This is a genomic window from Pseudomonas aegrilactucae, from assembly GCF_019168305.1.
GTDB classification, from domain to species: domain Bacteria; phylum Pseudomonadota; class Gammaproteobacteria; order Pseudomonadales; family Pseudomonadaceae; genus Aquipseudomonas; species Aquipseudomonas aegrilactucae.
Map to the genome: position 1 here is coordinate 21908 of NZ_JAHTBI010000063.1, position 10232 is coordinate 32139.

General features: G+C 64.6%; 9 protein-coding genes and 1 pseudogene. 8 read left to right on the forward strand and 2 right to left on the reverse strand.

Annotation, left to right across the window (positions count from 1 at the left end; translation table 11 throughout):
• The first annotated feature begins 55 nt into the window (after nucleotides 1–55).
• From KUO17_RS17790 to KUO17_RS17805, 4 genes and pseudogenes are all read left to right on the forward strand, one after another.
• Nucleotides 56–689: pseudogene (locus KUO17_RS17790) on the forward strand (sarcosine oxidase subunit gamma).
• On the forward strand, nucleotides 686–1543 hold the full coding sequence (gene purU / locus KUO17_RS17795) for a formyltetrahydrofolate deformylase (RefSeq protein ID WP_217976844.1): 858 nt from the start codon (nucleotides 686–688) through the stop codon (nucleotides 1541–1543). The pseudogene KUO17_RS17790 and the gene purU overlap by 4 nt, the downstream one beginning before the upstream one ends.
• Nucleotides 1544–1700: 157 nt before the next feature.
• Nucleotides 1701–2900: a formaldehyde dehydrogenase, glutathione-independent gene (gene fdhA / locus KUO17_RS17800; protein ID WP_217976845.1), complete on the forward strand. Its 1200-nt coding sequence runs from the start codon at nucleotides 1701–1703 to the stop codon at nucleotides 2898–2900.
• Between the two features lie 200 nt (nucleotides 2901–3100).
• Nucleotides 3101–5455: a glucose/quinate/shikimate family membrane-bound PQQ-dependent dehydrogenase gene (locus KUO17_RS17805; protein WP_217976846.1), complete on the forward strand. Its 2355-nt coding sequence runs from the start codon at nucleotides 3101–3103 to the stop codon at nucleotides 5453–5455.
• A 153-nt stretch (nucleotides 5456–5608) separates the two neighbouring features.
• Here the strand turns inward: KUO17_RS17805 and KUO17_RS17810 are convergent, their stop codons facing one another.
• Nucleotides 5609–5968, reverse strand: coding sequence for a DUF3757 domain-containing protein (locus KUO17_RS17810; protein ID WP_217976847.1), 360 nt, complete (start codon nucleotides 5966–5968; stop codon nucleotides 5609–5611).
• Nucleotides 5969–6121: 153 nt separating this feature from the next.
• On the opposite strand from KUO17_RS17810, the gene KUO17_RS17815 reads away from it, so the two are divergent.
• From KUO17_RS17815 to KUO17_RS17825, 3 genes are all read left to right on the forward strand, one after another.
• Nucleotides 6122–6685, forward strand: coding sequence for a DUF2780 domain-containing protein (locus tag KUO17_RS17815; protein WP_217976848.1), 564 nt, complete (start codon nucleotides 6122–6124; stop codon nucleotides 6683–6685).
• A gap of 130 nt (nucleotides 6686–6815) precedes the next feature.
• Complete coding sequence (locus tag KUO17_RS17820) at nucleotides 6816–7493, forward strand: DUF1190 domain-containing protein (protein ID WP_217976849.1); 678 nt, start codon at nucleotides 6816–6818, stop codon at nucleotides 7491–7493.
• Nucleotides 7494–7502: 9 nt separating this feature from the next.
• Entirely contained in the window at nucleotides 7503–8660 is a 1158-nt protein-coding gene (locus tag KUO17_RS17825) for a glutathionylspermidine synthase family protein (RefSeq protein WP_217976850.1), read from the forward strand.
• Here the strand turns inward: KUO17_RS17825 and KUO17_RS17830 are convergent.
• Nucleotides 8650–9537: an acyltransferase gene (locus KUO17_RS17830; protein ID WP_217976851.1), complete on the reverse strand. Its 888-nt coding sequence runs from the start codon at nucleotides 9535–9537 to the stop codon at nucleotides 8650–8652. The genes KUO17_RS17825 and KUO17_RS17830 overlap by 11 nt on opposite strands.
• Before the next feature lie 180 nt (nucleotides 9538–9717).
• Here KUO17_RS17830 and rloA2 point away from each other — a divergent pair, with 180 nt between their 5' ends.
• A complete protein-coding gene (gene rloA2, locus KUO17_RS17835; RefSeq protein WP_217976852.1) occupies nucleotides 9718–10218 on the forward strand; it encodes a retropepsin-like aspartic peptidase RloA2 in 501 nt (166 codons plus the stop codon).
• Nucleotides 10219–10232 lie beyond the last annotated feature (14 nt).

Consider the following 10232-nt stretch of genomic DNA (forward strand, 5'->3'; position numbering starts at 1 on the left):
CAGCTCCCACAGGGAATCGCGGTGCGATGTCCATCGAATTCAAGGCAGGTATGTAATGAGCGCAATCAACGTCTACCCGCAACGCCCCGGCACCGATGCCAAGGCCGAATCACCGCTGCACCATGCCGACCTGCCAAGCCTGGTCGGCAGGGGGGCGCAAGAACGCCGGGGTGACCCTGCGCGAAAGACCTTTTCTCGGCCACCTGACCCTGCGCGGCAATGCCCATGACCCGGCCTTCGCCGCCGGCGTGAGCCGTGCCCTGGGCCTGGACCTGCCGGTGGCGCTTACCGTGGTCGCCAGCGGCGACACCTCGCTGCAGTGGCTGGGCCCGGACGAATGGCTGCTGATCGTGCCCGGTGGCGAGGAGCTGGCCGCCGAGCAGAAGCTGCGCGAGGCATTGGGTGAGCTGCACGTACAGATCGTCAACGTCAGCGGCGGGCAGACCCTGCTTGAACTGAGTGGGCCCAAGGTGCGCGAGGTGCTGATGAAATCCACCAGCTACGACGTGCACCCCAACAACTTCCCGGTGGGCAAGGCCGTGGGCACGGTATTCGCCAAGTCCCAGCTGGTGATCCGGCGTACCGGCGAAGACACCTGGGAACTGCTGATCCGCCGCAGCTTCAGCGACTACTGGTGGCTGTGGCTGCAGGATGCCTCGGCCGAGTACGGTCTGAGCATTGCGCCATGAGCCGCGCGCCGGACACCTGGATTCTCACCGCCGACTGCCCGAGCCTGCTGGGCACGGTGGATGCGGTGACGCGCTATCTGTACGAGCAGCAATGTTACGTGACCGAGCATCACTCGTTCGATGATCGCCTGTCGGGGCGCTTTTTCATCCGGGTGGAGTTTCGCCAGCCCGACGCCTTCGACGAGCAGGCCTTTCGCGCCGGCCTGGCCGAGCGGGGCGAGGTGTTCGGCATGACCTTCGAGCTGACTGCGCCCAAGCATCGGCCCAAGGTGGTGATCATGGTGTCCAAGGCCGATCACTGCCTCAACGATCTGCTCTATCGCCAGCGCATCGGCCAGTTGTCGATGGACGTGGTGGCGGTGATTTCCAACCATCCGGACCTGGAGCCGCTGGCGCACTGGCACCGCATTCCCTATTACCACTTCGCCCTCGACCCGCAGGACAAGCCGGCGCAGGAGCGCAAGGTGCTGCAGGTGATCGAGGAGGCAGGGGCGGAGCTGGTGATCCTTGCGCGCTACATGCAGGTGCTGTCGCCGGAGCTGTGCCGCCGGCTGGACGGCTGGGCGATCAATATCCATCACTCGCTGCTGCCGGGGTTCAAGGGCGCCAAGCCGTACCACCAGGCCTACAACAAGGGCGTGAAGCTGGTGGGGGCCACGGCGCACTACATCAACAACGACCTGGACGAGGGCCCGATCATTGCCCAGGGCGTGGAAGCAGTCGATCACAGCCACTACCCTGAAGACCTGATTGCCCGTGGGCGCGATATCGAGTGCCTGACGTTGGCACGGGCAGTGGGGTATCACATCGAGCGGCGGGTGTTCTTGAACGCCAATCGGACGGTGGTGCTATAGCGGGCCTCTTCGCTGGCAAGTCGAAGCGTCGAACCGCAGCTCCCACAGGGTTTAGCGGTACGTGCAAAACCCTGTGGGAGCTGGCTTGCCAGCGAAAGGGGCCTGGAGACAGACACAGATTCAGCGCGACATAACAACAATCGAGCGAGGTGAAAGCATGTCTGGTAATCGTGGTGTGGTGTACCTGGGCGCAGGCAAGGTCGAGGTGCAGACAATCCCTTATCCAAAAATGCAGGACCCGCGTGGGCGCAAGATCGAACACGGCGTCATCCTGCGGGTGGTCTCCACCAATATCTGTGGCTCCGACCAGCACATGGTGCGCGGTCGCACCACCGCCCAGACCGGGCTGGTGCTGGGCCATGAAATCACCGGCGAGGTGATCGAGAAAGGCCGCGACGTCGAGCACCTGCAACTGGGTGATCTGGTCTCGGTGCCTTTCAACGTCGCCTGCGGCCGCTGCCGTTCGTGCAAGGAGCAACACACCGGCGTGTGCCTGACCGTCAACCCGGCCCGTGCCGGTGGCGCCTACGGCTATGTCGACATGGGTGACTGGACCGGCGGGCAGGCCGAGTACGTGCTGGTGCCCTACGCCGATTTCAACCTGCTCAAGCTGCCGGACCGCGACAAGGCCATGGAGAAGATCCGCGACCTGACCTGCCTGTCCGACATCCTGCCCACCGGCTACCACGGCGCGGTTACCGCGGGTGTGGGCCCGGGCAGCACGGTATACGTGGCCGGGGCCGGCCCGGTCGGTCTGGCCGCTGCCGCCTCGGCGCGCCTGCTCGGCGCCGCGGTGGTGATCGTCGGTGACGTGAACCCGGTGCGTCTGGCCCACGCCAAGGCCCAGGGTTTCGAGATCGCCGACCTGTCCCAGGACACCCCGCTGCACGAGCAGATCGCCAACCTGTTGGGCGAGCCTGAGGTCGACTGTGCGGTCGACGCGGTGGGCTTCGAGGCGCGCGGCCACGGCCATGCCGGGGCACAGCACGAGGCTCCGGCCACCGTGCTCAACTCGCTGATGGGCGTGGTGCGGGTGGCCGGCAAGATCGGCATCCCCGGCCTGTATGTCACCGAAGACCCGGGTGCGGTGGACGCGGCCGCGAAAATGGGCAGCCTGAGCATCCGCTTCGGCCTGGGCTGGGCCAAGTCCCACAGCTTCCACACCGGCCAGACCCCGGTGATGAAGTACAACCGCGCCCTGATGCAGGCCATCATGTGGGATCGCATCAACATCGCCGAAGTGGTGGGGGTGCAGGTCATCACCCTCGACCAGGCACCCGAAGGCTATGGCGAGTTCGATGCCGGCGTGCCGAAGAAATTCGTCATCGACCCGCACAAACTGTTCAGCGCCGCCTGATCACCCCCCCTGCCTGCCCGGCTTCAGGTCCCTGAAGCCGGGCAGGCAGACAAATTGTCGCAGCGGTCGGCAATTTTTTGTTACCCTTAAACGTACTAACTGGTTAACAAGCAAGCTACCTAAATTCGCCGGCTATGCTCGGGAGTGGGCCGGCTAACTGTTGACGGTGGCTTTTCACTACGTTTAGGACGGTACATCACATGAACGAACAGGCGGGTGCCCCAGGCACCGCAAAGTGGCTGCTGGGCGGTCTGGGCATCCTGATCGCCCTGATCGGCCTGGTACTGGCCGGGGGCGGTGCTTACCTGAGCACCCTGGGCGGTAGCGGGTATTTCCTTCTGATGGGCCTGGCGATGCTGGCCAGCGGCGTGCTGATTGCACGGCGCAAGCCGGTGGGCGCGTGGCTGTACGCGGTGGCGCTGGTGCTGACCGCGATCTGGGCGGTGTGGGACGCGGGCCTGGATTTCTGGCCGCTGGTCTCGCGGGTGCTGACCTTTGCCGTGATCGGCCTGGTCATCGCGCTGGTGTTCCCGAGCCTGCAACGCGCCGCCGGCCAGCCGGCCGGGCGTGGCGCCTTCGGCGTGGCCGCAGTGCTTGCCGTGGGCGTCGCCGCCACCCTGGGCTACATGTTCGTGCCGACCCACGTGGTCACTGCCAGCAGTGTGCCGGCGGTGCAGCCGGTCAAGCCGGGCACCGAGCAGAAGGACTGGGCGCACTGGGGCAACACCACCGCTGGCAACCGCTTTGCCGCGCTGGACCAGATCAACAAGGGCAACGTCGACAAGCTGCAGGTGGCCTGGACCTTCCGCACCGGCGACCTTCCGCAGAGCACCGGCGCTGGCGCCGAAGACCAGAACACCCCGCTGCAGATCGGTGACACGCTGTATTCGTGCACCGCCTACGGCAAGGTATTCGCCCTGGACGTGGACACCGGCAAGCAGCGCTGGATGTTCGACCCCAAGGGCAGCGCGCCGAACTGGCAGCGTTGCCGTGGCCTGGGTTACGCCGAGGTTCCGGCAGCCGCCGCTGCTGGCCCGCAGGCCTGCGCCAAGCGCCTGTTCCTGCCCACCGGCGATGCACGCCTGATTGCGCTCGACGCCGAAACCGGCGAGCCGTGTGCCGACTTCGGCAACAACGGCGTGGTCGACCTGAGCGTCGACATGGGCGAAATCAAGCCGGGTTACTACCAGCAGACCTCCACCCCGCTGGTGGCCGGTGAGGTGGTGATCGTCGGTGGCCGCGTGGCCGACAACTTCTCCACCGGCGAACCGCCGGGCGTGGTGCGTGCCTATGACGTGCGCACGGGCGAGTTGGCGTGGGCCTGGGATCCGGGCAACCCGAACATCACCAAGCGTCCGCCCGAAGGCCAGACCTATACCCGTGGCACGCCCAACGTGTGGTCGGCGATGTCGTATGACGCCAAGCTGGGCCTGGTGTACCTGCCGACCGGCAACGCCACCCCGGACTTCTTTGCCGGCACCCGTACCGAGCTCGACGACAAGTACAGCTCCTCGATCGTGGCGCTGGACGTGAAGACTGGCCAGGTGCGCTGGCACTTCCAGACCACCCACCACGATCTGTGGGACTTCGACCTGCCGGCCCAGCCGCTGCTGTATGACCTGCCGGATGACAAGGGTGGCGTGCAACCGGCGCTGGCCCAGGTGACCAAGCAGGGCGAGATCTTCGTGGTCAACCGCGAAACCGGCGTGCCGATTGCCAAGGTCGAGGAAAAGCCGGTGCCTCAGGGCAACGTGCCAGGCGAGCGTTATTCGCCGACCCAGCCGTTCTCGGTGGAGATGCCTTCGATCGGCAACCAGACCCTGAAAGAGTCGGACATGTGGGGCGCGACCCCGTTCGACCAGCTGCTGTGCCGCATCTCGTTCAAGGGCATGCGCCACGAGGGTGTGTACACCCCGCCGGGCCTGGACCCGTCGCTGCAGTTCCCGGGCTCGCTGGGTGGGATGAACTGGGGGAGCGTGTCGGTCGACCCGACCAGCCACTACATGTTCGTCAACGACATGCGCCTGGGCCTGGCCAACTACATGATCCCGCGCGAGAAGATTCCCAAGAATGCCAGCGGCATTGAAATGGGCGTGGTACCGCAGGAAGGCACGCCGTATGGCGCGATGCGCCAGCGCTTCCTCTCGGCAGCCGGCATTCCGTGCCAGAAGCCACCGTTCGGCACGATGTCGGCGATCGACCTGAAGACCAAGAAGCTGGTGTGGCAGGTGCCGGTGGGTACCGTGCAGGATACCGGTCCCCTGGGTATCCGCATGCACCTGCCGATTCCGATCGGCATGCCGACCCTGGGGGCTTCGCTGTCGACCCAGTCGGGCCTGCTGTTCTTCGCCGGCACTCAGGACTTCTACCTGCGTGCGTTCGACTCGGGCAACGGCAACGAGATCTGGAAGGCTCGCCTGCCCGTGGGCAGCCAGTCGGGTCCGATGACCTATGTGTCGCCCAAGACCGGCAAGCAGTACATCCTGATCAGCGCCGGTGGCGCCCGCCAGTCGCCGGATCGCGGTGACTATGTGATTGCCTACGCCTTGCCGTAGGGCGTAAACCAAGGGCCGCTTTGCGGCCCATTCGCTGGCAAGCCAGCTCCCACAGGTACACCACTGTTCTTGAGGCAAGTGGTGTACCTGTGGGAGCCCGCCAGGTCGCTTCGGTTTGAGCTGCGATCGTTGCGTTACAGCGTCAATCGAGGCTCAATCGAATGCACATTCGGCCGGGTTGGATTGCAAGCAGATGTTGTCTCTCCATGACCCGCTGTCGTTCGCTTTGGCTTCTATCTGGCGGCTCAGCCGAACCCCGGCAAACGGACCCTCGCCTTCATACGAGCAACTGACATAATTCTTCCGAATGGCAGCTGCTGTGAACTTGAAGCTCTTCAGGTCATTTTCCAAACCCTCTTCATTGCTACCTTTCCAGCCCCCGTCGGCGGAATACTCGAAGCCCGTCGAGAGCGGGGTCTGCTCGATACTCGCCACCGTCGGGCAAGTAGCCGCGTAAGCATTGCCCAGCAGCCCGGTGAGCAACACGATTCCTGTCGCAATCTTGATGTGCATGTAGGTAACTCCCTGTACGTTTGGGGAGCGTTCAGCTTGGCGCGTTTGCGTCGGCTGCGAAACTGACAGAAATGCCAGTGCCGCACTGATCGGCGGCTGGAACAAACTGGGGCTATATGAGTCGAAAACCCGTTCACTGACGAGGTTTACCCGATGAAACGCTTTGCCCTGCTCTCCCTGCTGGCACTCGCCACCACCTCGGCCCTGGCCTTCAATCTCAACGATGCCGCCAACGCCGTCTCTGCCATGCAAGGCAACCCACAGCAGGATGCTGCAGTACAGGCGCCGGCCCCCTCGGCCAACCTGCTCAACACCCTGGGCAGCGAACTGAAGGTCACCCCCGAACAAGCCATCGGCGGCACCGGCGCCCTGTTGGGCCTGGCCAGGCACCAACTCAGCGGCAGCGACTATTCGCAACTGAGCAAGGCTGTGCCGGGCCTGGACCTGCTCTCGGGCGACAACGCCCTGGGCGGCCTCAGCGGCCTGGGCGAACTGCTCGGCAAGAGCGGCAACTCATCGGCCCTGAGCAATGCACTGGGGAACGTCAAGGACACCGATGACCTGAACAACGCCTTCAGCGCGCTGGGCATGAACACCGGCATGATCGCCCAGTTCGCCCCGCTGATCCTGCAGTACCTTGGCCAGCAGGGCGTGGCCGGTTCGCTGTTGCAGAACCTGGGCGGTATCTGGGGCAGCCCTGCGATACCGTCTGTGTAATCCGGCGTTTTGTGCGGGCGGGGCAGTGTGGTATATGTCCCGACCCGCTCATGCAAGGAAGTGCGAACCCGATGTTCATGGATGCTCTTGAGATGTTGCTGCCGGTTGACGCCCTGTTGCGTGTGCTGCCATGAAACGCAGCAAAAGCATCCGGCTGATTGCCCTGGGCAGCCTGCCGCTGGCCCTGGCCGCCTGTGACAGCGAGCGCAGCGCTACCAGTGTGGTCAGCGAGGTCAAGCGCTACCCGAGTGTCGACGCCTGTGCCATGACGGGTGTGCCACTGCCGGTGTGCCATGGCGCCTGGAGCGTGGCCAAGGATCACCACGACGCCAACGCGCCCCGCTTCGTGCGCCTGGAAGATTGCCTGGGCAGTTTCGAGCAGTGCGAACCTGTGCAGGGCGCCACGTTCCATGTGCCGCGTATGGAAGGCTTTGCACTGACCACTGAGCGCCAGGTCTACGACGACGGGTACACCCATTCGGGCGGCGGCGGTCAGTACGGCGGTGGTGGCCGTTACGACTACGTCAATGTCGAGCCGCGCTACCTGTCTGAAGCCATCTACCACGAGCGTGAAGGGCGCGATGGCTTCAAGGCCAGCTCCCTCACCGACCAGGTCAACAGTGGCAACCAGTACGCCGGCCTGGTCGAGGACCATGCCCCCTCGTCGCGCTTCAACGCCAGCGGCGACGCACATGCCCAGGTCCTGCCCGCCCGCTTCATGGCCTCGGCGCGGCCCTGGACGGTGGGCAGCCATTCCGGTTTCGCTGCCCATGTGCCGGGCCGTGGCGGCTTTGGCTTCGGTTCCTGAGGAGGCGCGATGAAACGCGTTGCATGCCGCCCGCGCGGCGACTGGAAAGCCACCGCCGAGCGCTACGGCTTCACCTTCCACACCTTTGGCGACGAGCCCTACTGGGACGAGTCGGCGTACTACCAGTTCAGCCTGCGTCAGGTCGAGGACGAGCTGGAGGAACCAACCCGCCAGTTGCACGAGCTGTGCATGGAGCTGGTGGAGCGGGTGGTGGACAGCGAGGAGTTGCTTGAGCGCCTGGCCATCCCGCGTGACTACCGCGACCTGGTCCGCCGTTCGTGGCGCGACGGGCATCCGCACTTCTATGGGCGCATGGACCTGAGCTACGACGGGCGGGGCCCGGCCAAACTGCTGGAGGCCAACTACGACACGCCCACTTCGCTGTACGAGGCGGGCTTTTTCCAGTACCTGTGGCTGGAGCAGCAGATTCGGCGCGGTGTGCTGCCCGCCGGCGCCGACCAGTTCAACAGCCTCGAGGAAAAACTCGGCCAGGTGTTCACCGCCAACACCTTCGCCACGCCGTTCTACTTCGCCTCGGTCAAAGCCTCGCTGGAAGACCGCGGCACCGTGGAATACCTGCGTGACATCGCCACCGCGGCCGGGCTCGACACCCGCCTGGTGGACGTCGAGGACATCGGCCTGAGCCCGGCGGGGCGCTTTATCGACCCCAGCGGCGCACCGATCCCCAGCCTGTTCAAGCTGTACCCGTGGGAAGACCTGTTCCACGACCGTTTCGGCCCGGCCATCGCCGGCAGCGGCACGCTGTTCGTCGAGCCGCCGTGGAAGGCGGTGCTGTCGAACAAGGGCATGCTGGCGTTGCTGTGGGAGCAGCACCATGGGCACCCGAACCTGCTGCCAGCCTTCATGGACACCTCACCCGAGCGTGCCGTGGCCAAGGGCTGGGTGCGCAAGCCGTTTTTCTCCCGCGAGGGCGCCAATGTCGAGATCCATACCCATGACGGCCAGCAGGTGAAAGAGGACGGCCCGTATGGCGGTGGCCCCAACGTGATCCAGCAGTTCCATGCCTTGCCGCAGTTTGCCGGCAGCCACACGGTGATCGGCAGCTGGATGGTCGGCGATCAGCCGGCGGGCATCGGCATTCGCGAAGACCACTCGCGGATCACCAAGGACAGCAGCCGCTTCGTGCCGCATGCGATCATCGACTGAGTGCGCGCAACTGCTCGATGCGCGTGTCCTTGTCGTGCCACAGCTGGTTGACCCAGCCCTGCACGTGCTGGCGAAACACGGGGTCGTTCTCGTAGTCGCCCTGCCACAGGGCCGGGTCCAGTTCGCGCACGCGAATATCGACGATCACCTCGGGTACCGCGCCACTGACCAGGTCCCAGAAGCCTGGCGCCGTGTCGCCGGGGTACACGATGGTCACGTCGAGCAGGGCGTCGAGCTGTTCACCCAGCGCCGCCAGCACAAATGCCACACCACCGGCCTTGGGTTTGAGCAGGTGTCTGAAGGGTGAGCCCTGGGCGGCGCGCTTGGCCTGGGTGAAGCGCGTGCCCTCAAGGTAGTTGACCACCGTTACCGGCTGGCGCTTGAACAGCTCGCAGGCCGCCCTGGTGATGGCCAGGTCCTGGCCCTTGAACTCCGGGTGCCGGTCGAGGAATGCCTTGCTGTAGCGCTTCATGAACGGGTAGTCCAGCGCCCACCAGGCCAGGCCCAGCAGGGGTACCCAGATCAGTTCCTTTTTCAGGAAGAACTTGAAGAATGGAATGCGTCGGTTGAACACCTGGATCAGCGCCGGAATGTCGACCCAGCTCTGATGGTTGCTGACCATCAGGTAGGAGGTGTCCAGGCGCAGTTCGGCGGCGCCGTGCACCACCCAGCGGGTGGGAATGCACAGGGCGAAGATCAGCTTGTCGACCTCGGCCCAGGTTTCGGCGAACCACATCACCGCCCGCGAAGCCAGGTCACGGTAACGGCCGGGCAGCACCAGCTTGAGCAGGGCGAAGGCCAGCAGCGGGCCGATCAGCACCAGGGTATTGAGCAGTAACAGCAGAGTCACAAGACTGCCGGTCAGCAGGCGGCGCATAAGAAAGCTCTGATTTCCAGGTAGGCGGCTGGTCATGATAAGCAGGCTTTTGGCTGAGGCCAAACCTTCGCGCCGGCGTGGGCCCGACAAATGTTTCACATTGTGTTGAATACCCTGTTGCGGCGAACCTATGCTGCTTCGCCAGTCTAAACACTGTCTTTTTTCAAGGAAGCCGAACCGGTGAAACCTGTATTAGCACTGCTTTCCCTGTTGGCCTTGCCGGTGATGGCCGCCGAGCCGACCCTGTATGGCCGTTACGAGTACATTGGCTTGCCCGAGATCGGCCAGACCCTGAAGGCCAAGATGGACACTGGAGCGTTGACCGCCTCGCTGTCGGCCAAGGACATCGAGCGCTTCAAGCGTGACGGTGAGGACTGGGTACGTTTTCGCCTGGCGACCAAGGATGCCGATGGCAAGATGTATGAACACAAGGTCGCGCGTATCAGCAAGATCAAGAGCCGTGCCGATGAGGACGAGGAGGGCGAGGCGCCCGACCCCGCCAAGCGCCCGGTGGTGGACCTGGAGCTGTGCCTGGGCAATGTGAAGCGCACCGTGGAGGTCAACCTGACCGACCGCAGCAGCTTCAACTACCCGTTGCTGATCGGCGCCAAGGCGCTGCGCGAGTTCGATGCGGCGGTGAACCCGGCGCGACGCTTTACCGCCGGCAAGCCTGAATGTTGAGGTGAGGGCAAAAA